Raw genomic sequence first — 23,978 nt, forward strand, 5'->3', positions numbered from 1 at the left:
AACTACCGGCTGCCGCCGCTTACTTGCGGATCAGCGAGCGCAGCACGTACTGCATGATGCCGCCGTTGCGGTAGTAGTCCGCCTCGCCGGGGGTGTCGATGCGGACGACCGCGTCGAACTCCACACCGGTGTCGGTGGTGACCTTGACCGTGCGCGGGGTCGAGCCGTTGTTCAGCTCGGTGACGCCGGTGAAGGAGAAGGTCTCCTCGCCGGTCAGACCGAGGGAGTCGGCGGACTGGCCCTCCGGGAACTGCAGCGGCAGGACGCCCATGCCGATGAGGTTCGAGCGGTGGATGCGCTCGTACGACTCGGTGATGACGGCCTTGACGCCGAGGAGCGCGGTGCCCTTGGCGGCCCAGTCGCGGGACGAGCCGGAGCCGTACTCCTTGCCGCCCAGGATGACCAGCGGGGTGCCCTGCGCCTGGTAGTTCTGCGAGGCGTCGTAGATGAACGACACCGGGCCGTCCGCCTGCGTGAAGTCGCGGGTGAAGCCGCCCTCGGTGCCCGGCGCGAGCTGGTTGCGCAGGCGGATGTTGGCGAACGTGCCGCGGATCATGACCTCGTGGTTGCCTCGGCGCGAGCCGTAGGAGTTGAAGTCACGACGCTCCACACCGTGCTCGGTGAGGTACTTGCCGGCCGGCGTGTCGGCCTTGATCGCACCGGCCGGGGAGATGTGGTCGGTGGTGACCGAGTCGCCCAGCTTGGCGAGCACACGCGCGCCGGTGATGTCCTCGACCGGGGCCGGCTCCATGCCCATGCCCTCGAAGTACGGGGGCTTGCGCACGTAGGTGGACTCGGTGTCCCACTCGAAGGTGTTGCCGGTGGGGACCGGGAGGGCCTGCCACTGGGCGTCGCCCGCGAAGACGTCGGAGTAGGACTTGTTGAACATGTCCTCGCCGATGGCGTTCGCGACGACGTCGTTGACCTCGGCCTCGGAGGGCCAGATGTCAGCGAGGTAGACCGGCTTGCCGTCCTGGTCGACGCCGAGGGCGTCCTTGGTGATGTTCACCTTCATCGAACCGGCGATGGCGTACGCGACGACCAGCGGCGGGGACGCCAGGTAGTTCATCTTGACGTCGGGGTTGATGCGGCCCTCGAAGTTCCGGTTGCCGGAGAGGACCGAGGTGACGGCGAGGTCGTGGTCGTTGACGGCCTTGGAGACCTCCTCCGGCAGCGGGCCGGAGTTGCCGATGCAGGTGGTGCAGCCGTAACCGACCAGGTTGAAGCCGACCTTGTCCAGGTACGGCGTCAGGCCCGCCTTGTCGAAGTAGTCGGTGACGACCTTCGAGCCCGGCGCGAGGGTGGTCTTCACCCACGGCTTGCGGGACAGGCCCTTCTCGACGGCCTTCTTCGCGACGAGCGCCGCGGCGACCATCACGTACGGGTTCGAGGTGTTGGTGCAGGAGGTGATGGCCGCGACCGTCACCGCACCGTGGTCGATCTCGTACGTCGAGCCGTCGGGGGCGGTCACGGTGACCGGCTTCGACGGGCCGCCGTTGGGGTGGTTGACCGGGGCGTCGGAGGCCGGGAAGGACTCGATGCCGGCCTCGTCGGCGGTGTCGACGTAGTTCAGGACGTCCGTCTTGAACTGCTCGGCGGCGTTGGCGAGGACGATGCGGTCCTGCGGACGCTTCGGACCGGCGATCGACGGGACGACCGTGGAGAGGTCCAGCTCCAGCTTCTCGGAGAAGTCGGGCTCGGCGGCCGGGTCCAGCCAGAGGCCCTGCTCCTTGGCGTACGCCTCGACGAGCGCGACCTGCTGCTCCGAACGGCCGGTCAGCTTCAGGTAGTTCAGCGTCTCGCCGTCGATCGGGAAGATCGCGGCGGTGGAGCCGAACTCCGGCGACATGTTGCCGATGGTGGCGCGGTTGGCGAGCGAGGTGGCGGCGACGCCCTCGCCGTAGAACTCGACGAACTTGCCGACGACGCCGTGCTTGCGCAGCATCTCGGTGATCGTGAGCACCAGGTCGGTGGCGGTCGTGCCCGGCTTCAGCTCGCCGGTCAGCTTGAAGCCGACGACGCGCGGGATGAGCATCGAGACCGGCTGACCGAGCATCGCGGCCTCGGCCTCGATGCCGCCGACGCCCCAGCCGAGCACGCCCAGGCCGTTGACCATCGTGGTGTGCGAGTCGGTGCCGACGAGGGTGTCGGGGTAGGCCTGGCCGTTGCGGACCATGACCGTACGAGCGAGGTGCTCGATGTTGACCTGGTGGACGATGCCGGTGCCCGGCGGGACGACCTTGAACTCGTCGAAGGCGGTCTGGCCCCAGCGCAGGAACTGGTAGCGCTCGCGGTTGCGGCCGTACTCCAGCTCGACGTTCTGGCCGAAGGCGTCCTTCGTGCCGAACTTGTCGGCGATGACGGAGTGGTCGATGACCAGCTCGGCCGGGGCCAGCGGGTTGATCTTCGCCGGGTCGCCGCCGAGCTCCTTGACGGCCTCACGCATGGTGGCGAGGTCGACGACACAGGGCACGCCGGTGAAGTCCTGCATGATCACGCGGGCCGGCGTGAACTGGATCTCCTGCGACGGCTGCGCCTGGGAGTCCCAGTTGCCGAGCGCGCGGATGTGGTCGGCCGTGATGTTCGCGCCGTCCTCGGTGCGGAGCAGGTTCTCCAGGAGCACCTTCAGGCTGTAGGGAAGGCGTGCGGAGCCCTCGACCTTGTCCAGCTTGAAGATCTCGTACGACTCGTCGCCCACGCGCAGCGTGCTGCGGGCGTCGAAGCTGTTCGCCGACACGACAGTCTCCTTCATATATGTGCGCGTTCCACCGCGTCCGGCCGCCGCGGCCCTGGACCGATCCGCTAAGGTAGGGCTAAGTTAGGTAACCCTTACCGGCGCGGCGGCTGCGGTGCGCCTCGGCAGATATCTCGATGTCGAGATAACTCTAGTACATGCCGCGGGATCGGTCATGCCTCGCCCCGGCCGGACGGCGCCAACGGTCGGCGAAGCGCGCGTGAACTCTGCCTCGCGCACCACCGGCCTTCGGCCCCGCCACCCCCCACTTTCGTCGCACGGAGCCGCGCCCGCCCGCTGCCGACGGCCGATGCGACTCCACGTACCCGTTTCCTACGGTGAATCCCATGACGGGGAACGAGATACGCGTCACGCGGCAGGACCGAATACGCAAACCGGACCTCGGCGCACCGAACCGACGCCGCACATCGGGCGCGACCTCGCAGGACGTCACCGAACTGCGGCAGCCGGCCTGACTGCCGCCGGCCTTCGCACTGCTCGGCACCGGCGTCGGAGCAGCCGCGAAGTACCCGGCGCTCTGGCTGGTGTCGCTGCCGCGCGCACCCTTCAAGGGTCCGGCAGAACTCCTCACTTCGCTCCCCGAACCCTGGCTCACCCTCGGCCTGCTCGTCGCGGGGGCGGCGCTCGGGCTGCTCGTCGGCCTGTTCGCGCTGCACGAGGAGCTGACCGTGCGGGTCTGCGACCAGCGGGTGCTGCTCATCCGCAGCGGCGAGCCGAACACCGTCCCGCGCGCGGAGCTCGCCCAGGCCTTCCGGGACGCCAACGACCTGGTGCTGCTCGGCCCGGACAGCTCGGAACTGGCGCGCGAGCCCTGCGACTTCACCGAGCGCCGGCCGGCCGCGGCGTTCACCCGCCACGGCCACCGCTGGGCGGACACCGACCCGTACGCCGCCGAGTTCCGCCTCTGGGTGCCCGGCGCCCCGGACCTGCCGACCGGCGCGGACGCCCTGCTCAAGGCCCGCGCCAAGGCCCTGACGCGCCCGGATTCGACGACTGCGGGCGACCGCCGCGAACTCCGCGCGGAGCTGGCCCGCCTGGGCGTGTACGTACGGGACGAGAAGAAGCGTCAGTACTGGCGCAGCCGTACGTAACGGCTGGTCAGCCCATGCTCTTGGCGCCGTCGAGAGACTCGCGGATGATGTCGGCGTGGCCGGAGTGCTGCGCGATCTCGCCGGCGATGTGCATCAGGACCCGCCGGATCGACCAGCGGTCGGCCTCGAACCACGGGGCCTTGGGCAGCGGCCAGGAGGCGTCGAGGTCGGGCAGCGCCGCGATCACCTCGTCGGTGCGGGCCGCCGTCTTCTCGTAGTCGGAGAGCACGCCTTCCAGGGTGTCGCCGGGGAGCATCCGGAAACCGTCCGCGTACTCCTTGCGCTGGGCCTCGGTCATCGAGGTGAGGTCCCCCATCGCGGCCGGGCCGTTCAGGATGAACTCCGTCCAGTTGCGTTCGACGCCGGTGACGTGCTTGATCAGCCCGCCCAGGCACAGCTCGCTCGCCGTGGTGCGCTGCGCGGCCTGTTCGTCGGTCAGGTCGCGGGTGGTGAAGCGCAGGAAGTGCCGGTGCTTGGCAAGGAGCTCCAGCCACTCGGCATGCTCCCTTGTCGGGGCGTTCCGGGTCGACTCGTTCACCGTCATGGTCTCCACCTTCCGCTGCTGCCGCCCCCTGCCGGCCGGCCGTCTGAAACGACCGTACGAAACATCGAGGCCAGGGTGTGTCCTAGTCGACACTCGGAATGCGAAACGGCTTTTCTGGCGAGATACCGTCTTCTGACGGTTCGTCCCGGATGCCGTGCTCGCGTGGCTCGTGGAGCCTGGCGTGGACGCCACAGCCCCTGACCCGCAGTCAGCGGCCAGTCCACCGGCCCGACACGCAACGCCACCCGGATGGACGCGCTCCGTTTCTCTTCTATCTCACATCCGATATACGGTCGCGCCATGTCAGACGACTACCTCGTACGCATCGGCAAGCTCATCCGTGACGCCCGTCAGCACCGGGGCTGGACACAGTCCCAGCTCGCCGAAGCGCTCGGCACCAGCCAGAGCGCGGTGAACCGCATCGAACGCGGCAATCAAAACATCAGTCTTGAGATGATCGCCCGAATCGGTGAAGCACTCGACAGCGAGATCGTGTCTCTGGGTTACGCCGGGCCGATGCATCTGCGCGTCGTCGGCGGCCGTCGCCTGTCCGGCTCGATCGACGTCAAGACGAGCAAGAACGCCTGCGTCGCGCTGCTCTGCGCCTCGCTGCTCAACAAGGGCCGTACGGTGCTGCGTCGCGTGGCCCGGATCGAGGAGGTCTTCCGGATCCTGGAGGTCCTGAACTCGATCGGCGTGCGCACCCGTTGGATCAACGACGGCGTCGACCTGGAGATCGTGCCGCCCGCCACGCTCGACCTGAACGCGATCGACGCCGAGGCGGCCCGCCGTACCCGCTCGATCATCATGTTCCTCGGCCCGCTGCTTCACCGCATGAACCACTTCAAGCTGCCGTACGCGGGCGGTTGCGACCTCGGCACCCGGACCGTCGAGCCGCACCTGATCGCCCTGCGCCGCTTCGGCCTGGACATCACCGCGACCGAGGGCATCTACCACGCGGAGGTCCAGCGCACCTCGCCCGACCGCCCGATCGTGCTGACCGAGCGCGGCGACACCGTGACGGAGAACGCGCTGCTCGCCGCGGCCCGCCACGACGGCGTCACCGTGATCCGCAACGCCTCCTCCAACTACATGGTCCAGGACCTGTGCTTCTTCCTGGAGGCGCTCGGCGTCAAGGTCGAGGGCATCGGCACGACCACCCTGACCGTGCACGGCGTGCACACCATCGACGTGGACGTCGACTACTCCCCCTCCGAGGACCCGGTCGAGGCGATGAGCCTGCTCGCCGCGGCCGTCGTCACCGAGTCCGAACTCACCATCCGGCGCGTGCCGATCGAGTTCATGGAGATCGAGCTGGCGGTCCTGGAGGAGATGGGCCTGCACGCCGACCGCTCCGCGGAGTACGCCGCCGACAACGGCCGCACCCGCCTGGTGGACCTGACCGTGCGCCCCTCCAAGCTGGAGGCGCCGATCGACAAGATCCACCCGATGCCGTTCCCGGGCCTGAACATCGACAACGTCCCGTTCTTCGCGGCCATCGCGGCCGTCGCCCAGGGCAAGACCCTCATCCACGACTGGGTCTACGACAACCGCGCCATCTACCTCACCGACCTCAACCGCCTCGGCGGCCGCCTCCAACTCCTCGACCCGCACCGCGTGTTGGTCGAGGGCCCGACCCGCTGGCGCGCCGCCGAGATGATGTGCCCGCCGGCCCTGCGCCCCGCCGTGGTCGTCCTCCTCGCGATGATGGCCGCCGAGGGCACGTCCGTGCTCCGCAACGTGTACGTCATCAACCGGGGTTACGAGGACCTGGCGGAGCGGCTCAACTCCGTTGGGGCACAGATCGAGACGTTCCGGGACATCTAAGCCACACCCGGAGTCCCGAAGCTCCCGAGGTGCCCCACCTCCCGGCCCGCTGAACTGCCGCCGGGGGCGGGGTGCTTCGGCATTTGGGGGACGTCAGAAGGTTCAGTGGGTCCAGACCATGCCGCGGGCCTCAGGTTCGGCGGGTCCAGACCGTGCTGCCGCGGGCCTCGTACTCCAGCATCGTCTCGGGCCCGGTGGCGGCGTCCGCGCCGAGGTGGCCGCGGACGATCCAGAGGGCGGCGAGTTCGAGGCCGGAGGTGATGCCTCCGCAGGTGAGGTCGCCGCCTTGGAAGGGCGTTGCGCGGTCAGGATGCTCATCAACACGGTGATTCCGACCGGGGACGCACTGGCGGTCGTCACCCACGGCGGCACTATCGCGCCGTGGCGTTGAGCGTTCACGTGTCCGCGGTGGCGGCCGTCGTCACGCTCACGGCGGCGCTGCTCCTCACCGAGACGGCCAATCAGGACGGCACTTCTGGCAGCCCCAGTGGCACAGGAACCCCGGTGACGTATCTCGACCGCGCCTGACTGTCCGGCCCTCCCTCGTTACCGATCAAGCCCGACCACCTGAGCTTTGTGCAGTCACGCCGCAGCAGATCCGGACGGTGGCCCGTCTTGGTTGAAGAGTTCGGTGGCATCGAACGCGTGCCGCTCGGCGCTATCGGGGAGGAAGCGGCTCGCCCTGCCATTCCACGTGACGATCAGCTCGTCGCGGGCACGGGTGGCTGCCACGAACAAGAGCGAGCGGGCACGCTGCATTTCCTGTCGGTGGCGTTCCGGCTGAGTCGCCCGGAACACCTCGAAGCGTTGGTGCGGAACCTGACCGTCGCTGACGCCAGTGAGGAACACGCGTTGAAACTCCAGGCCTTTGAACCTGTGCATCGTGCCGATACGGACACCCTCGTCCTTGCTGGGCCCTTCCTTCCTGAGCTCGGCCGCGGGGATGAGGAAAGGCTGCGTAGCCAGGGTCACCGCCATCTGGGTCGCAGCGGCACGGTCCGGCACGCTGATGGCCATCGCGGAGTACGGCGTGCCGTACTGGTCGTGACGTTCCTTGATGAGCGTGGCTACGGCCCGCATTTCTGTCTGCCAGTCAGGGGCGCGCCAGAACTGCGGGGCGAGCCCCATCAGGATCGAGCGGTAGCCCTTCAGATCGTCCGCACCGGCGTCGAGGTCGTCGAACGTCTCTCCGTCGATCAGCCCGTGGGCGCTGGTCAAGATTTGCTGCGTGGTGCGGTAGTTGAGGGTCAGACGGCGGGAGGCTCGGCCACGTGTCTCGATGCCCAGCCGCCCCAGGATGACGTGGTGGGCGTAGATGCGCTGGTGGGCATCGCCGACGAGGAAGATGTCGTTGGGGCCCTTGGGGACCATGGCGCGCAGCATCCGCCAGTGGGAAGCCGAGAGGTCCTGGGCCTCGTCGACGACGATGTGCTGGTAGCGGGGCTTCAGCCACATCCCGCTGCCGTCTTCGCGGTGGATGAGGTCAAGGCCGCCGTGCTCTTCCTTGTAGCTGGCCTGTTCCTCCACGCGGGCCATCCGGTGTTGCTCGACACGGGCCGCGCGGTCGGCGATCAGGGCGTACGTGGTCCTGCGCGGCGGTGCGGCAAGGTGAGCCCGATAAGCCTCGACCAGACGCCAGACCGCGATCCGGTCCCGTCGATGCAGCGGGCCGCGGCCTCTGCGCTCGGCACGCAGGTACATCGGCAGCGTCCCGCAGCCCTGCGCGAGGATGACGTGTTTGAACTCCGAGTCCAGGAAGTCCGCGTCGTAGTCGAAGACTCCCTCCTCGGTGCACACGGTGTGCCAGAGGTTCATGGCTGATTCGTCGTCGAGGGCACTGCCGAGATCCTCGCCGCGCTCTCCCGCGGTGACTTCGCGGGCCAGCTGGTCGACCGACTTCACATCGACCCGGCCCACCAGTTCCTCTCCCCCCAGTTGGCGGAGGCGCTTCCTGAGATCGGCGGCGAGGTTGGTGTTGTACGTCGTCAGCAGAACGGGTCGGGTACGGCCTGGCGGGAGCCGGTCTACGAGGTGGCGCACCCTGTGCAGGGCGACCACGGTCTTGCCTGTTCCCGGCCCACCGGTCACCTTGCCCGAGCCCTTGAAGTCGGCTGTCGCCAGGCGCCGTTGATCGGGATGCAGGAACAGGCGCCAGGCGTCGAACCCTTCCCCGAGTGCGTCCAGTACAGCCGTGTCCTCGGTGCTCACCTGTGAGACCGGGCGTCGCGCCGCCCGCGCCCAGTCATGCGGGTCGACGGGGTCGTCGGCCTGCCACGTACTGGTGATCTGCTCACGGACCGCGTCGGGGCCCATGCCGCCGTGCAGGGCGAGCAGGACGTCCTTTGTGAGCTCGGGCAGGTTGTGGCCGAGCAGAGCGTCCAGTTGTCCTTTGTCGCGTACGCGTCGCAGGGCAGGCAGCAGGGGGGCGACCACACCGAGGCCGAGGAGGACGTCGTCGTCGTAACCGGCGAACAGCGGGGCATGCAGGGCGTGCGTGGCGGCGTCGCCTGCCTGCTGGGCGTCCGTGGGCTCGGAGCGCTCCGGCAGGGCGACGACATTGGCGCTGACCTCAGCCTGGTCGATCAGCTCGATGCCGCCGGAGATCTGGTTGATACCGACGGTGAGGCGCGCGAGTTCATCGTGGGCGAGCGCGCCCTCCCGGATGGCCAGGACCGTGAAGCGGTTCTTCTCCGTCTCCAGGAGCAGGGCCATCCGCTGCCCGTCGAGTGCACCGACGAACAACCGGCCGTTGCCTCCCGCGGTCCTCAGCTCAGAGAGTCGCAATGCGCGGTTGGTGCGGTCGGCGCGGAGTCTGCGTACGAAGTCGCCGACCGCGTCCTTGGCGGGGTGGCCAAGACGCCGCAGGTCCACATGTGCCTGGGGCGAAACGGTGACCTGTGTTCTCACCTTGCTCACCGTGCACCTCCCTGCGTTGCAGCGGATCCGGCTTCTTCGGCGAGGAGTGCTGCGAGTTCATCAGCCGGCCACGCTTCGGGAGGCCGTACGACCCAACCGGCCTTCTGGCACTCCGCCATGTATGCACTGTCTGTGGCGTCCACACCGAGCACTACGCCGATCTTATGGTCCGGCCAGGCGAGTTCGACCGGTCGGGAAATGCCTTGGGCGTCGAACCCTGCCGTTGCGGGGCGCACATCTCCTCGGTCGGCGAGCGCGTGGGCAAGCGCGTCGATGTCGGGGTCACCCATGTAGGACAGTTCTCCCAACACGAGCTGCCACAAACGGCGTTCGAGGCTCGTCGCCTCCTGCTCCACCTTCTCCGGGGCAGATTCCCCGGAGGCCTCTCCCATCGGCTGGTGCTTGCCGGATGGTGCGTCGAGTTGAAGGCCGGTACCTGCCATGTCCTCGCGAAGGGCCGTCAGCACCCCGGCAGCACGGCCTGCCGTCGCCGCAAGCAGGCCCGCGTCGAAGCCGTCCAGGGAGGTGCGGGCCAGCTGTAGGCCGTCGGCTCGGCCGGTGCCGGTGGGGTCGAGGAACTGGAGGATGTTCCCCCAGCACAGCCAGGCCTTCCAGCGGCGTCGGTGCTCAGGCCTGTCGCCCGCCACTGCTTCGGGACGATCGTCCAGGACAGCGAGGGCGCTCCAGCTCAAGCCGCTGCGCCGGTCCGCGATGAGGACCAAGGGCAGCTCGGAGGCGTCCGTGGTCTTGAACAGCTTGAGGCCTTGGCCGGAGGTGTCGGGCAGCGGTTCTTCGAGCAGCGCCGCCTCGATCCACCCGGCGGCAGTGTCCGGGGCGGCGTCCACAATGTCCTGCTTACGGAGCAGCGTCAGGAACGCGCTCACGCAGAGACGGGCCATCGCCCGCCAGCGCTCCAGGTCGGGCTCACGCAGAAAGCCCAGCAGAGACGGGATGGCCCCGGTGTAGAGGAGTGCGTCGATCTCGGCCGGGTCGCGTCGGCTCTGCGCCCACTTGGCGCGGACCGTGCCACCCGGTGTGCGGTCCCCGACCACCGGGTACGGCGGCCAGGCAGCGTCGGAGGCCGGGCCTGCGACAACCTCGGCGAGCGGCTCGACGGGGGCATCCGCCATCTCGCCGTCCTGAATCGACTGGCCCTTCTGGCCGGATTTCGCGGCCAGTTCACGCTCCCAGGCCATCACGTCGTCCCAGGTGATCTGCCATACCAGCGTGCCGTCCGCGCGCAGTCGGGCACGTTTGGCGGCGTCGTCGGCGATGCGGTTGGTACGGGACGAGGCATGCCAGCGGTAGCCGTCGAGGTAGACGGCGATCGGCAGCGGCGGGGCCCCGTCCGCGGTGGTGTCTCCGGCCACGGGCCGCAGCAGCAGGTCGGGGCGGGTCACCTGCTCGGGCAGGTACTTCTGGGCGACGACTTCCCAGCGGACCGGGGAGCCGTCGGACCTGTGGAGCGTGAACTGCTTGCCCTGCCGCCCCGTCGGTGTCTCCTCGTGCTCGAGGGTGGCTTTGTTCTCCGGGAGGGCGAGCCAGCGGTCGAGGCAGTCTATGAAGCGTCGTTCCAGATCGCTCTCCGCCTGATCGGCGAAGCGCAGTTCGACCCCGTCCGACGGCTTGGCGACGTTCCAGGCGCTGTGGCCGTCCTCGCCGAGGAGGCCGTCGAGCATCCACAGCGCTTCTTGCCGGTCGATGAGCCGGTACTCGCGCTGCGGTGCGTAGCCGAGGAGGCACAAGTGGCAGGAGCGGCGCGGCCCTTGGGCGCAGCTGCAGTCCCGCAGCGCCAGCTGCGCGGCGGCGAGGACCGCGCGCAGTTCCTCGCCGTCGGCGTCCGCCAGCCGCTGGAGGTAGCCGGTGCCGCCGGGCAGAGCGTCGTACAGGACGAGGTAGTTGCGGGTGAGGTCGCTGTCGCGGTCGGGTTCGGTGCTGGGGGTGGAGCGGATGTGTGCCGGGTCGCCGCCGTAGCGCAGGGCCAGGCCGAGGTGCAGAGCGGCGGAGAACGAGGCGAGGCGTTCCTCCACGAGGAGCGTCGCGGCGGGCAGCAGGATGCGCAGGGCTTCGGTGCGGTGCTCGGTGGCCGTGATGACCCGCTGGTCCAGGGGCTGCGCGGGCCGGTCCCTCCGCCGGGTCGGGCACCAGGGGCGGTGGTGTGCCAACTCCGGTCGGCCGGCGAGGGATTCGCTCAGCTCTTCCTGGACCGGTGCATGGTTGGGCTCCCTGTCGCTGGCTCCGCCGCACTGCGGGCAGACGGTGAATCCGGTGACGACCACCGTGGTTCCGGCGAACGCGGTGTCGGCCCGGCGCCCGTGCTTGGCCGGCCCGAGGTTGAAGCGTCGGATGACCGCCTCGCGCACGTGGTCGACGCCGAAGGTCGCTCCGGTGTGCCGCCAGGTCTGTTTGATCGCGAGGGGGTCGATGTCGACGGCCGTGGCGATGGAGTACACGCCTTGGTTGCGGCTGTCGTGGTCGTCGATGATGCGCGCGTCGTCCCGCTTGTCCCGCGCCGTGACCTTGCGGGGGACGATCACCTGGTGCAGTGCCGCCCGTCCGCCGATCCCCCGCCCGCCGCAGCGCGGGCAGGCGGAGGTGTCGGTCTCCGCGTCGCGGGTGCGCACGTATCCGCATTCCTGGCACACCCGCCAGGTCTGCAGCGCCGCCGGACCGCTCCCGTCCCCGGTGGTGTTGCGCGCTCCGAGGTCGAAGCCGTCGACGACGTGCCGGTAGCCCCGCACGTAGTACGCATTGCCGGGGGCCAGTTCGGTCAGGGCGGATTCGGCGGGCCGTTCATACACGCGAGGGTCCGTACGCCAGCGCGTCCGGGGTGTCGCGTCGGCGTCCCCAGTGCGGGGTTTGCGGGCGGGTTCCTTGTGGGTGAGCATCGCCTCGAGGCGTACGCCGTCCTCGACCAGGCTGTAGTTGGGCAGCAGGCCCCGCTCGACCAGGAAGCTCTGGGCACCGGTCTGCCCCAGCTCCTGGAGTCGCTTGCTGACGCCGATGGCCTCTCGCTGGAGGTTGCGCATCTCGCGCGCCTCGTCCTCGACGTTCGCCTGGAGGGCGTCCACCGCCTCGTTGATCATGGCGCGCCGGTCGACGAGCTCGGCCCGCTCCGCCTCCCAGGCCCGCTCGGCCTCACGCAACACCCTGGCCAGGCCGCCCGCGGCGTACTTCCGCAGGGCCTTGCGGGCATCGCGCGAGACACCGGAGTCGGCTACGCCCTCGATCTCCGGGAACAGCCGCAGGAATTCCTCGACCAGATCCATGCGGTTGGTGACCGCCGTGCCGAACGTGCGCAGCCAGCCGCTCCTGCCCATCAGCAGGGTCACCCGGTCGGGCAGCGGAAGCACGTCCGCGAGCCGTCCCCGAGCGGCGAGGTCGATGAGGTGGGCGGTGTACTGGCGGCGCAGGAGTTCCCCCGCGGAGAGGAAACAGCCGGGCGGCAGGATGGGGCCGGCGATGAGCTGGCGGGGTTCGGCCAGGTGGTAGAGGGCACGCGGGCTGGTGTCGGCCAGGGACACCATCAGGGCGTTGCCGGTGGAGCGGCCGGCGCGGCCGACCCGCTGGACGTATCCCGCGGTGGACGGCGGCAGCGAGGCGAGGATCACGGCCTCCAACTGGCCGATGTCGATGCCCAGTTCGAGGGTGGGGGTGCAGGAGAGGACGTTCGGGTCGGTGTGCCGGATGCCCTGCCGGAACCCCTTCTCGACCTCTTCGCGCTCCTTGCGCTTGAGCACCCCGGTGTGTTCGGCGGCGACGACGCTGTACGGACCCGACTCGCGGTAGAGGCGCCGGTAATAGTCGGCGCGGTAGTCCCGGGCGGCCCGCCCGTCGGCAGCTGACGACGGCACGGTCAGGGCTCCCGAGCAGCGCTTGAGCGGGCACGGCAGCCCCTGCCACACGGGCACCCGCTCCGGGGGAACGGTCTGGGTCCAGCCGCAGTCCGGGCAGGTGAGCGCGGCGTACGCGGTCTGTGCGTCGTCGAGGGGCCGCACCCGGATGTGGCCCGGGGTCAGTCCGTACACGCCATGGTTGTGCGCCGCTCCTTGCTTGACCTCTCCGGTGCGCCGGTACGCGAGTGCCCCGATGCTGTCGGATGCGAGGAGCGGCACGAGTTCGTTCAGGTAGGCGCCCGCGGCGGTGGCGTCCAGGCCGAGGCACCGGCTGGTGAAGTCGACGTACCAGCTCTCTCGGGTGGCGACCCGCTCGAAGTCCGTACGTCCGGTCCTGGCGCCGACGAGGACGAAGGCGGGCGCCTCGGAGTTCCGGCCGAAGGCGGGCATGCCTTCCGGGCGGCCGTTCCACACCGGGTACCGGCTGCGGCCCTCCTCGTCGATGAACCGGTCGAGCCAGGCGTGCTGGATGCCGCCGCTCTGCCGGACGTGTTCAAGAAGGCCGCGCACGTAGCCCTCGAAGCGGCGGAGTCGTTCGGGACCGGCCGGTGGCAGGGAATGCGCCTCCGGTGAATGCCCTTTCCCGCCGGACTCGTCCGCGTCGTCGGCGGCGAGGGGAAGCTGGCGCCGCAGATGCTCCTCGTACAGCGCCTGGGCGTGCTGGGCGGCGCTCACCGAGTCGGCGAGGTGCACCTCGGCGGCCACCGTGCGGGTCAGCTCAAGGGTGCGGCCCATGCGGGAGCTGAGGCCGAACTCCAGGAGGGTGTTGAGCGCGAGCCGTTCACCCACCAGGTTCCAGGTGCTCGCCGGGATCCGCTTCTTGCCGTCGAGGAGGCGCTTGACCCGGTCGACGTCGTGCAGGTCGGGCGGTACGACGGAGGCGAGGAGCCGCTCCTCGGGCACGGCGGCACGGGCCACCAGGGAGGCGATGAGCTCGTTCAGCGGGACGCCGTCGTTGGCGTACGACGGGTCTGTGGACGTGCGCAGGTGGAGTTGTTCGTGGATGAGTGAGCGCAGCGAGAACTTCCAGGCGCGGCTCGCGACGAATCCCGCGCGGTGCGCGGCGTCCTGAACCGAGTCGTTGAAGAGGAGCGTGCGGCGGCGGTCGTGCCCCTTCTCGTCGCTCGCGGGCAGCTCACCGCCGGTGAAGAGCTGGGTGACGACGACCGAGGCGAGCGGGGCGACTCCCGCGCCGAGGAAGCGGATTCCCTGCGCCTGGCCGCAAGCGGGGCAGCGGTCCTGACGTGCGTAGGCGTCGGCTTCGGCGTTGTCGTACCAGGCCAGGACGTACACGCCGTTCTCGGGGGCCTCGGCCACTCGCCCTTCGCCCAGGAGCACCTCATCGGGGTCTACGCGCCGCAGCGCCGCCCCGCTGTCCTCAAGGACGAGGACGCTCGCCTCGTTGCTCGCCGCCCGGCGGCCTCGACGGGCGCGCTGGGCGAGCATGGCCCGCGCCTGCTCGGCGGCCTCGGCCGGGGTGGCGGCGATCATGGACCTGACCCGGCCCTTGGCTGCGCCTCCGGCCACGCTTCGCCGGTAGATCTCGGTCGCCTCGGTGACCAGCGCGGACGGGTTGCGTTCGGGGCAGATGGCGCTCCAACCGGAGCGCCCGCAGTGCCGGCAGTACGCCGTGGGCAGCCGGCCGGAGCGCTGGGCGCTGCGGCGGCGCTCCTCCTGGGCCGCCACCGCCACTCCACGGGAACCGCCGGTGTCCTGCCCGCCTGCAGCGGTGTTCTGCTCTCCCGACCCGGCGATCGCCGTGGCTGCCGCCTGGTCGGCGTCGGACCAGGAGAACACCGGCTGCGGCGACACGAACCGCAGCACCCTCGACAGGGCGCGCAGCCACACATGCGTCTCGACGAGCAGCAGCGGCCGCTCCCGGTCGGCCGGGGCGTCGGGGTGGCGCGCGACCGAGATCAGGGCGACGAACCTGGCCAGTGCGTTGGCGGCGTCGGCCGGCTCCTGCACCGCCGCCGTGCGCCACACGGAGGTCGGGTCGAAGGAGGACAGCGCCTCCAGAGCGGTGAGCGGCTCATCCACGTCAGCGTGCAGAAGGGCGTGGGTGAGGGGGTGAGCGAGGAGCCGGCGGCCGAGCTCCCGCGCGTCCGAGGTGTCGCACCCGACGGTGGCGAGGGCGACCGCGTCGAGGCCGTCGCCCGTACGAGTCGGGTCGGGCAGTTCCGCAAGGTCCTCCGGCGAGGGCAGCGGCAGGGTCAGGTCGACCGGCCGGAGGAAGTCCGCCAGCTCCTGCCGGTCCTCCCCCACGACGGCGTCGTCCGGGAAGCGCACGCCGAAGACCTTCGAGGCGACGTCCAGCATGGGCCGCGGCCCGCCGACATCCGCCGAACCCGGCTCGGCGCCGAGCGTCGCGGAAGTGGCGACGGGGCAGATGGAACCCAGCGGCCGCCCCTCCTCGGCGGCCCCGACGGCGGACGCGAGGCGCCGCAGCAGCATCGCCACGTCCGTGCCCTGCGCGCCGTCGTACGTGTGGAACTCGTCGATCACGATGTACGCGAGGTCCGCTTCGCCCCACAGCGGGGCGTCCTGCTGCCGCTGGAGCAGCAGGTCCAACATCTTGTAGTTGGTGATCAGGAGGTCCGGCGGGTTGCGGCGCATCTCGGCCCGGTCGACCATCACCCGCCCGTACGGGGAAGGCGCCTTGGACGCACTCGCCTCGCCGATGTACAGCCCAGCGGTCACCTCTGCGAGCCGCGGGTCCTCAAGAAGCTCGCCGAGCCGGTCCGCCTGGTCCCCCGCCAGCGCGTTCATCGGATACAGCAGGACGGCCTTGATCCCCGGCCGTCCGGCGGCCTTCGCCCGACGGCAGTGGTCGAGCACGGGCAGCAGGAAGGACTCCGTCTTGCCGGAGCCCGTGCCGGTCGTGATCAGCGTCGGCTCGGGCCTGTGCCCGCCCTTGCTGGTGAGGCGGGCGAACGCCTCTGCCTGGTGGGCATAGGGCCAGAACTTGTCCTGACACCAGTCCAGTTGGGACTCCCAGCCCGCCTCGGCACTGCGGTACGGCCGCCGGATCCGCAGATACGGGCCGCGGAACAGGCCGTCGACCGGGTCGGTCAGGAAGTCGGTCAGCGCATCCTGTGTCTCGGGCTCCGCCAGGGCGAACGTCGTCGTCAGATACTCGACCATCGTGTCGCGCAGTTTCTGCGCAGCGAGTGTGGGTCTCATGACGCCCGCCAGCCCCCGAATCCAGTGCACATCTCATCGTTCGTAGATCGCGTTCCACCTTACGTCTGAGCTCTGACAACAGGCAGCCGATGGCGTGATCCGCCCGCCCGCACCGACCGCACCGACCGCTGCCGCTGGGAGCGGAGGGCGTGCAGGTGGCTGGTCACCCGGCCTGACGAGCAGGGGGCGCGCTCGTCGGCGCCGGACCTCAGCCGCCGAGCTCCGCAGGCAGTACGAACTCCGCCCATACAGTCTTGCCGGGAGCGGCGGAGCGGGGTGTCCAGCCCCACCGCGAGGCCAGGCACTCCACGAGGAGCAGGCCCCGCCCACCCTCGGCGTCCGCCCCCACGGGCAGCGAGGGCACCGGCACCCGTTCGGTACGGGTGTCTGTGACCTCGGCCCGCGCAGTCGCCCCGGCGGCCAGCAGACGGAGGTGGAAGTCCCGCCCCGGTACGCGCCCGTGCTGCACGGCGTTCGCGGCCAGCTCGGCCACGATCAGCACGACCGCGTCATGCGCATCGCTCCCGTACGACACGCCCCACGCGTCCAGCCGCTCGGCCGCGAGCCGTCGCGCGAGGCGGGCCCCGCGCGGGGTGGAGCTGAAGCGCATCGCGAAGTGGCGTGCGGTGCGGTCGAGTTGGGCGGCGCTCGCGGGCGGCGAGGGCGCGGTTTCATTGGTCATGGGGGCTACGGTTCCGGCGCGGGCGCGGGCCTGACCAGGCGTTTCGGGCCTACAGGGCGGGGTTGTACGCGGTGGTGGGCGCGGGCGCGCGCGGGGTGGGGCTTTCGTCGGGCTGCGCCCCCTCAACTCCCCCTGTCCGGTGGGATTCCCGGGTCCGGCCGCCTTCAGCCTGCTGGTGGCGTAGCGTGACGAACGGTGACTCGCCGACGCGGTGCGGATGTACGCGCGCGTGCGGCGGATGTACGAGGCGTGCGGCGTGACGAGGGGAACCACGCGCGCGTTGAGCCGGGGAGGCGGTGCCAGTGGAGCCATTCGGCCAGAACGAACGGGACGAGAACGGTACGGGCGGGGGCGGCGGCCCCGGAGTGGGCGCGCGACCGGAGGACGAGCCCGGGACGGGCGTAGTGGCCGCATTCGGACGGCAGTTGAAGCTGCTGCGGGTGCGGGCGGGGTTGGAACGGGCGGAGTTCGGTACGCGGACGGGGTACTCGGCGGCGACGATCGCCTCGTTCGAGCAGGGCCGTCGAATCCCGCCGCCGAGATTCATCGACCAGGCGGACGAGGAGTTGGGGGCCGGGGGTGTGCTGCGGGCGCTGAAGGAGGAGGTGGCTCGGGCTCAGTATCCGGCGTTCTTCCGCGACGCAGCGCGGCTGGAGGCCGACGCGGTCGAGTTGTTCCTGTACGCGGTGCAGGTCATCCCCGGCCTGTTGCAGACCGAGGAGTACACGCGGGCGCTACTGAACATGCGGCGACCGCTGTTGGACGAGGAGACGATCGAGCAACGGGTACTCGCACGCACCACTCGCCAGGAGATCCTCAACCGGTGGCCCGCGCCGTTGATGAGCTTCGTCATCGAAGAGGCCGTGCTCCGCAGGCCGCTCGGCGGGCTGTCTGTCCTGCGGGGCTCGCTCGAACAGATCCTCCTCATCGGCCAGAAGCGCAACGTAGAGATTCAGGTCATGCCGAACGACCGCGAGGACAACGCCGGCGTGGACGGACCGTTCACACTGATCACCCGCAAAGGCAGTGATCAAGTCGTGTACCTGGAGGTCCAAGGGCGCAGTAGCCTGCTCACAGATCGAGAACAGGTCCGGACGGTCGCCGCGCGGTCCGGGATCATTCGGTCGCAGGCTCTCACTCCGCGAGAGTCCTTGCGATTCGTCGAGAAGTTGCTGGGAGAGGTATGAGCATCAAGAGAGCCTCGGTCACTGAGCTGGAACTTGCCTGGTTCAAGAGCAGTTACAGCGGCGCCGAGGGTGGAGAGTGCGTCGAGGTCGCCGAGGCCCAGGATGCCGTGTGCGTGCGGGACTCCAAGGTTCTCGGCGGATCCGTTCTGGTCCTGTCACGCGGGGCGTGGGCCGGGCTCGTCGGCCTCGCCGCAGCAGATCGAACCGTCTGACCTGACGCGACGGGAGCCCTCCGCCGAGGCTTCGGCGGAGGGCTCCCGTCTTTCGCATGGCCCCGGACTACTTCTCCGGCGGCTCCGTATCACCGGGCTCCCATCCCGCCTCGCGCATGCGTCGAGTGAACTCCGCGTGCGCGGCGCGCATTTCTTCCTTGCGGTTGGCGCGGTAGAGGGGGCCGGTGTAGCCGTCGGGGACGTTCGCCTCCAGCGGGAAGTTCTCGTGCGAACTGAGCTTCTTCCAGGCGTCCTTGGGCTGTCCGTAGCCGTGCACCTGGTGCGCCTTGGTGATGCGGCGACCGGTCGCGTCGAACCACATGTTCTCCTCGTACTGCTGGAGTACGGGGAAGCGGGCCTGGTACATGGCGACCAGTTCGTCCGCGCTGATTCCGAGCCAGACGGCTACGAGGGCGTCGATCTCAACTAGGGCTGCTCGGCGGGTGAATTCGGCGCGGAGGGGGGTGTCACGGGTCCACGCCCGGGTAACGCTGTCGGTGATCGACACGATGCCAGACGGCCATTCTGTTGCGGCCGCCCATTGGTCTTCAGCCCAGACTGGATCGTGCAGGCTCGTCCAGAGTCGAGCGTAGGCATTGGTCTGGCAGTTCAGGCGAAGAGTCCGCAAGAGCAATGCCGCTTCCAGCGGGTGACCAGGGGTCGGGGCAGGCATGGTCTGGGCCTCGCGGACCTGGAGGTCCGAGCGACCTGTTGCCCGCAGAAAGTAGTCCAACGGCAGGGCTGCCCAGAAACCAGCGGTGAGGGCGGTCTCCCGTTCACTGCCCAACGCCATGCTGTGCACCATGTGGATGTGGGCGGGACCTGGCGGCATGAGGGCCGCAAACAGGCTTCGCTCGGTGTTGGACGCGATCTGACGACGCCACACCATGCGAGTGAACCGTGCGTACGGGCGCGTGGCCAAACCGGCCAGAAGACTCTCATACTCAGGCGTGCCGGATGGCGCAAGCTGCTCCTCAATTCGTTCGTCCGCATGCAGGTTGCGCACTAGTTCCGGATCGATCCAACTGTGCCTGGATACTGCCGAGTTGTAGTTGACAAGGCTGCATTCCGGTGACCGTCGATAGTTAGTGCGTGGAACCTCACCCTCCGGAAGCTCAGCAAGGTTCCACGGCTCCATCTGGAGCGACGTGCGCGCTCCCTCCACGGGCCGCTTCGCGAAGGGCGTCGCAATGCCGAAGAACGGGCCCTGGAGGATCACGTCGTTCCAGCTCTCCGCCGGGCCAGAGTCCCAGGTGAAGTAGCCCGCCGTGCGGTCTGTTTTCTCGTTGAAGCCAGGGGTGATACGCGGGCCCAACTCCCCAACACGGTGCGGCCACTTCGCAAGCGCAGCGATGGCAGTTTCCTCCGCCACCGTCACCGGGAACAACAACTTCGCCTCTTCGATCGGGAACGCGTTGTCCTCCCCTGCAAGCTTCTGCCAATCCGAAAGGGTAGAGCGCGTGACCGTTACCACCCGATCGCGGTGCGGGCGGGGGTCCCAAGTCCCCTTGTGCTTGATGCCTGGAGAGTCGCCCGCGCCATTGTGCCGTACCGATTGGCTGAGAACTGAGGGGTAGAAGATCCAACTAAGGTGCTGGAACCGAATCTCACGCGACCGTCCGTAGACGTTCACGCTGAAGTGCGTGGTGTCACTCACAGGAGGAGCGAACAACAACTTCGCGTTGACGAAGTCCGCGTGCAGCCGCAAATGCTGGTACGCCGCCTTCCTAAGAACGCCCTCCTTAGCCCCCGTGAGGTGCGTAGACGGATGAATAATCCCCGCAATCCCCCGCTCCCCAGTAGCCCGCCAAGCCAGCAGCATGAACGCCCGATACATGTCCGGCCGAGTACCCACCAGCTCCGGGTACGTGTCCGCCGAAGACAGGTAGCTGGAAACTCCGGCCACTGTCGCCAACTCGCTGAGATAGAAGGAGCGGTGACGCGGAACACTCAGGACCTGACTCACCCGCTCGTCCCGCCCGACCTCGGCCGCCTTACCCCCCAGAACAAACCAAGGCTCAACCTCCGCCAGAACCGCGTTCTCGTCCCACTCCTGCCGAACCCAAGGCGGATTCCCCACCATCAAGTCGAACCCGCCATCCGCAAAGACATGTGCGAAGTCCAACTCCCAGTGGAAGAAGCCGCGTTCCTCCGAAATCTCCTGCATACGGTCGAACCAGCCGAACACGTCCCCCAGGTCGAGCGCGTCCTTCCACGCCTTGAACTCGACCATCTGCTCGTCGAGTTGGCGCTCCACGTCATCGAGCTCCGGCAGATCCCGCACTTCCGGAATCTCCATCAGCGAGGCACGACTCAAGTCCGCCCGCCCGAGAACCGCCTCCGCGAACTCCAGCCAGTCGTCGAGGGACTTGAGCGCGACCTTGCGCCGCTCGTCGTCGAAGCCTCGCTTGAGCAGCGTCAGGTCCTCGTCGCCGTTGAAGTACGCCTCCCGGTCCGAGCCGTCCAACAGCCCCACCTCCTCCAGCGGCCAGAACCACAGCGCGCACCACGCGTCCATGACCTGCTTGAGGCGCCAGTACGGGCTGCCCATCGCATGCAGGGCGGCCACGACCGCCTCGCGGTCCATCGCCGGGCGGGTGCCCTCCGGAAGGCTCGCGCCCCACACATCGACGCTGCGCGCGATCTCCTCCTCGGACAGGCGGAGCCGAAGGATCACAAGCTCCCAGAGGTACTCGACGCGCTTCGCCAGCTCCCTCAACCGGCCGGTCTGCGTCTGGAGTTGCTTCTCCTGACGCTTCTCCTCCTGCTTGGCCGTCAGCTTCGGCTCGGGAGCGGCGGCCGCAGCAGCCGCCCCGCTGTCCGCCTCCAGGCTCGGCTGGTCCCAGATCTCCAAGCACAGGTCGAACGCACCCTGGCCGGAAGGTTCCTCCACGGGCAGGTTCACCACACGCGCCGGAGTCTTCTCCGCTGCCGCAGCCGCCTTCTTCGCCGCCGCCTTCCTGGCCGCCGCCTTCTCGCCCCCCTTCGGCTTCCGCCGCATCACCGAACGCCACCGCTTCATGACCTCGATGAGTTCCGGCTCCAGCCACTCCGCCACCGACCCCGCAACGACACTGACCGGCGACTGATCCTCGGCGCCCTTCTTCGGCTTGCGTACCGAGACGTCCTCGCACACCGAGCCCCAGCCGAGCGCGGGCAGCAGGAACTGGTGCACAGACTGGTGGACGGAGTTGCTCTCCGAGCCCGACGGGATCGGCTGCCCCAACGGCACGTGCCTCGGCGGCTTCTGGTCCTTGGCGTTCAGCCAGCCGCCGTCGCTGAGCGACTGCCCGGCGTACACCTTCCGCACCGCGCCGATCAGCGAGTTGCCCCGGTGCAGGTGCAGCCCGTACCAAGGAGCCTTCATCCCCGGGTACATGGTGTTGAGCCACAGCGAGATCTCCGCCAGCTCGACGGCGGTGTCGTTGAGGTCGACGCCGTATGCGTTGTGCAGCGCGATGTACGCCTTGGTCTTCTGGAGTTCGCGCTGGTAGTCCTCCGGGTCGATCTCCACGCCGCGCTCGCGCTGGGCCAGCTTCAGATACAGCTCGGCGAGCTGGTTGACGGCCTCGTTGAGGAACGCGCCCGAACCGAGGGCCGGTTCGCACACGCGCCAGCGCAGCACGTCCGCGGCGTTCACCCACGCCTTCTCGGGCGACTGCGGGTCGACGCCGCCCTCGTCGTCGAGCCGGAACCGCAGCGCCTGCTCGACGGTGGCCTGGGTGAGGGACTCCGGGGTGTAGTACGAGGCGCTGGTCTGCCGGTCGCGGCCGGCCAGGCGGTAGACGTACGAGCCCACCGGGTACGGCACCGTCTCGGGTTCGCCGGATTCTGAGTTGCGGCCGGTCTTCACGAAGACGCTGCCGTCCGGCCCGTCGGGGTAGCGGCCGGAGTCGACCTGGCTCGCGGTGATCAGCCAGGAACCGCCCTCCGGATCACCGCCCTTGGCGACCTCGTACAAGGCCTCGTCGGCGATGAAGCCGGTGTACGACATCAGGCCCTCGTACACGGCGCCCAGATGGTTGATGCTCAGATTGGCGTAGCTGATGAAGCCGCCGCGGCCACCCGCCTTGCCCTCCTTCAGGGTGAGGTGGCGCAGCACCTGGTGCAGCACGTCGTTGCGAAGGCGCAGGTCGAGAGGCGGTGGGGCCGGAGTGCCGTCGGGGCGCTGCGCGTCCGGGTAGTCGATCAACTGCCCTACGAGCCTTGTCGACTTCGGGTCGAAGAGGGTGGAGCGGAGGGCCTCGATGCGTACGCCCTCGTAGCCGTCGTCCTTGGTCTGCGGCGCGGTGTCCGTCTCCTGCGGCGGCTCAGCGGCTGAGCGTCCCACCGCGCTGCGGTCCGTGACCGTGTCGGCCGTCGGGTGGCCGGTGTACACCTTGTCGAAGAGCAGGGCGAGCGACTCGTGGAAGTGGCGGCCCTTGCGTGACGTGGAGCCGAGCTTCTCCGCGATGACGAGTTCACGCAGACGGGCGATGCTGTAGCCGGTGGCGTACTCCTCGCTCTTCATCGGGAGGATGTCGAGCTCGGGCCGGGCCTCGGCGTACAACAGGAACAGGATGCGGTACAGGTAGCGCAGCGACTCGGTGGTCAGCAGTTTGGGGAGGCTGTCGCGCTCCTTGAGGTCCTGCGGCAGCCACTCGGGGAGGTCATCGGGGCGCACGCCCTGTTCGCGGGCGCGGTTCAGGACCTCGTTGGCGATGAGCTGGACGGACTTCTGCAGGCCGGAGCGGAGTTCGGCGGTGACGCCGACGGAATGGTCCCGGGACTCCGTGACCAGCTTGGTGATCTCGTCGTCGGCTCCGTCCGCGCCGGGGCGCAGCGAGGGCGCGCCGAAGACCGCCGCGATGAGGTCGATCTCGTTGGCGGAGGCGCCCTTCTCGGCCTTGCGCGGGAGAGCGGTGTCCAGGTTGACGGCGAGATAGCGGCCGCGGGCGAACTCGTGGTCGGCGAGGATCACGATCGGGCCGAAGAGGAGCAGGGCGTAACGCGGGGCGTCGTCGGCGGTCAGCAGCCAGGCGGCCAGGTCGGTGACCGTGGTGAGGGTCTTGCCGGAGGCGACGCGGACGGGTGCGGGCAGCCGGCCCGCATGCCCGTCGGCACGCACGGCGTCGAGCTCGGTGGCGAAGCCGCCGGTGAGGACGGCGATGCCGGGCTCACTGTGGGCGACCGGGACGGTGACCGGGCCCGTGGGCGTGTGCACGGTGAGGTGGCCGGGTGCCGGGTCGAAGCCGAGGGCCTTCAGAACACCGGTGTGCCAGGCCGTGAGGCCCGTACGCCATTCGCCCTCGGGGCTGTCGTCGTACGCCGTCGCCTCGGCGGTGAGGGGCTGGAAGGCGGGCGGCTCCTCGTCGGTGCCGAGGGACTTCAGGGCGGCCGCTGCACTCTCGTACGCCGCGACCGCTTGTGCGTCCGCGATCTGGCCGAACTTCTCGGCGTCCGGGCTCAGCGCCATGCGCACGTCGAAGTAGGGGCCGGCGAGATCCCGCAGGCCCTGGCGGGGTGTGGCCTCGCCCTGACGCTCCTTGGCGGTCCACTCCTTGAGGGGGCCCGAGCGCAGCTGCTTGGGGAGGATCTCGTCCAGGTAGAAGGACGGGAAGTACTCGCCTTCGTTGACCAGGGAGTCGAACGTCACGCCTGCTGCTCCTGCCCGCTCGCGGTACTGCCGGTGTTCATGTGGTCAAG

At 69.3% G+C, this 23,978-nt stretch carries 13 protein-coding genes; 6 read left to right on the forward strand and 7 right to left on the reverse strand.

Annotated elements, in window-relative coordinates; translation table 11 throughout:
- Window positions 1-19: 19 nt before the first annotated feature.
- Window positions 20-2,737 carry an aconitate hydratase AcnA gene (acnA, locus tag QIS96_RS00725; protein ID WP_282540320.1) on the reverse strand — a complete coding sequence of 906 codons (2,718 nt, stop codon included), beginning with the start codon at window positions 2,735-2,737 and terminating at the stop codon, window positions 20-22.
- 344 nt (window positions 2,738-3,081) lie between these two features.
- Here acnA and QIS96_RS00730 point away from each other — a divergent pair, with 344 nt between their 5' ends.
- Window positions 3,082-3,210 carry a hypothetical protein gene (locus tag QIS96_RS00730; RefSeq protein WP_282540321.1) on the forward strand — a complete coding sequence of 43 codons (129 nt, stop codon included), beginning with the start codon at window positions 3,082-3,084 and terminating at the stop codon, window positions 3,208-3,210.
- 18 nt (window positions 3,211-3,228) lie between these two features.
- Window positions 3,229-3,846 carry a YqeB family protein gene (locus tag QIS96_RS00735; protein WP_456316757.1) on the forward strand — a complete coding sequence of 206 codons (618 nt, stop codon included), beginning with the start codon at window positions 3,229-3,231 and terminating at the stop codon, window positions 3,844-3,846.
- A gap of 7 nt (window positions 3,847-3,853) precedes the next feature.
- Here the strand turns inward: QIS96_RS00735 and QIS96_RS00740 are convergent, their stop codons facing one another.
- The gene (locus QIS96_RS00740) at window positions 3,854-4,390 is read right to left on the reverse strand and encodes a DinB family protein (protein WP_282540323.1); all 537 of its coding nucleotides are present in this window, start codon (window positions 4,388-4,390) and stop codon (window positions 3,854-3,856) included.
- Between the two features lie 300 nt (window positions 4,391-4,690).
- Between QIS96_RS00740 and QIS96_RS00745 the strand changes: the two genes are divergently transcribed.
- Window positions 4,691-6,217: a helix-turn-helix domain-containing protein gene (locus QIS96_RS00745; RefSeq protein WP_282540324.1), complete on the forward strand. Its 1,527-nt coding sequence runs from the start codon at window positions 4,691-4,693 to the stop codon at window positions 6,215-6,217.
- 130 nt (window positions 6,218-6,347) lie between these two features.
- Here QIS96_RS00745 and QIS96_RS00750 read toward each other — a convergent pair whose 3' ends face one another.
- Window positions 6,348-6,581 carry a hypothetical protein gene (locus QIS96_RS00750; RefSeq protein WP_282540325.1) on the reverse strand — a complete coding sequence of 78 codons (234 nt, stop codon included), beginning with the start codon at window positions 6,579-6,581 and terminating at the stop codon, window positions 6,348-6,350.
- A 17-nt stretch (window positions 6,582-6,598) separates the two neighbouring features.
- Between QIS96_RS00750 and QIS96_RS00755 the strand changes: the two genes are divergently transcribed.
- Window positions 6,599-6,745, forward strand: a complete 147-nt coding sequence (locus tag QIS96_RS00755; protein WP_282540326.1) for a hypothetical protein — start codon at window positions 6,599-6,601, stop codon at window positions 6,743-6,745.
- Between the two features lie 54 nt (window positions 6,746-6,799).
- Here the strand turns inward: QIS96_RS00755 and QIS96_RS00760 are convergent, their stop codons facing one another.
- From QIS96_RS00760 to QIS96_RS00770, 3 genes are all read right to left on the reverse strand, one after another.
- Window positions 6,800-9,133 carry a UvrD-helicase domain-containing protein gene (locus QIS96_RS00760; protein ID WP_282540327.1) on the reverse strand — a complete coding sequence of 778 codons (2,334 nt, stop codon included), beginning with the start codon at window positions 9,131-9,133 and terminating at the stop codon, window positions 6,800-6,802.
- The gene (locus tag QIS96_RS00765) at window positions 9,130-16,212 is read right to left on the reverse strand and encodes a DEAD/DEAH box helicase (protein ID WP_282540328.1); all 7,083 of its coding nucleotides are present in this window, start codon (window positions 16,210-16,212) and stop codon (window positions 9,130-9,132) included. Before QIS96_RS00765 ends, QIS96_RS00760 begins: the two co-directional genes overlap by 4 nt.
- Window positions 16,213-16,420: 208 nt before the next feature.
- Window positions 16,421-16,894: an ATP-binding protein gene (locus tag QIS96_RS00770; RefSeq protein ID WP_282540329.1), complete on the reverse strand. Its 474-nt coding sequence runs from the start codon at window positions 16,892-16,894 to the stop codon at window positions 16,421-16,423.
- Between the two features lie 365 nt (window positions 16,895-17,259).
- On the opposite strand from QIS96_RS00770, the gene QIS96_RS00775 reads away from it, so the two are divergent.
- Together QIS96_RS00775 and QIS96_RS00780 are read left to right on the forward strand one after the other, a co-directional pair.
- The gene (locus QIS96_RS00775; protein WP_282540517.1) at window positions 17,260-18,081 is read left to right on the forward strand and encodes a helix-turn-helix domain-containing protein; all 822 of its coding nucleotides are present in this window, start codon (window positions 17,260-17,262) and stop codon (window positions 18,079-18,081) included.
- Window positions 18,078-18,293 carry a DUF397 domain-containing protein gene (locus tag QIS96_RS00780; protein ID WP_282540330.1) on the forward strand — a complete coding sequence of 72 codons (216 nt, stop codon included), beginning with the start codon at window positions 18,078-18,080 and terminating at the stop codon, window positions 18,291-18,293. The genes QIS96_RS00775 and QIS96_RS00780 overlap by 4 nt, the downstream gene beginning before the upstream one ends.
- A gap of 67 nt (window positions 18,294-18,360) precedes the next feature.
- On the opposite strand, the gene QIS96_RS00785 is transcribed toward QIS96_RS00780, so the two are convergent.
- Window positions 18,361-23,928, reverse strand: a complete 5,568-nt coding sequence (locus QIS96_RS00785; protein WP_282540331.1) for an Eco57I restriction-modification methylase domain-containing protein — start codon at window positions 23,926-23,928, stop codon at window positions 18,361-18,363.
- Window positions 23,929-23,978 lie beyond the last annotated feature (50 nt).

This window comes from Streptomyces cavernicola (assembly GCF_029968035.1).
Classification (GTDB): Bacteria; Actinomycetota; Actinomycetes; order Streptomycetales; family Streptomycetaceae; genus Streptomyces; species Streptomyces cavernicola.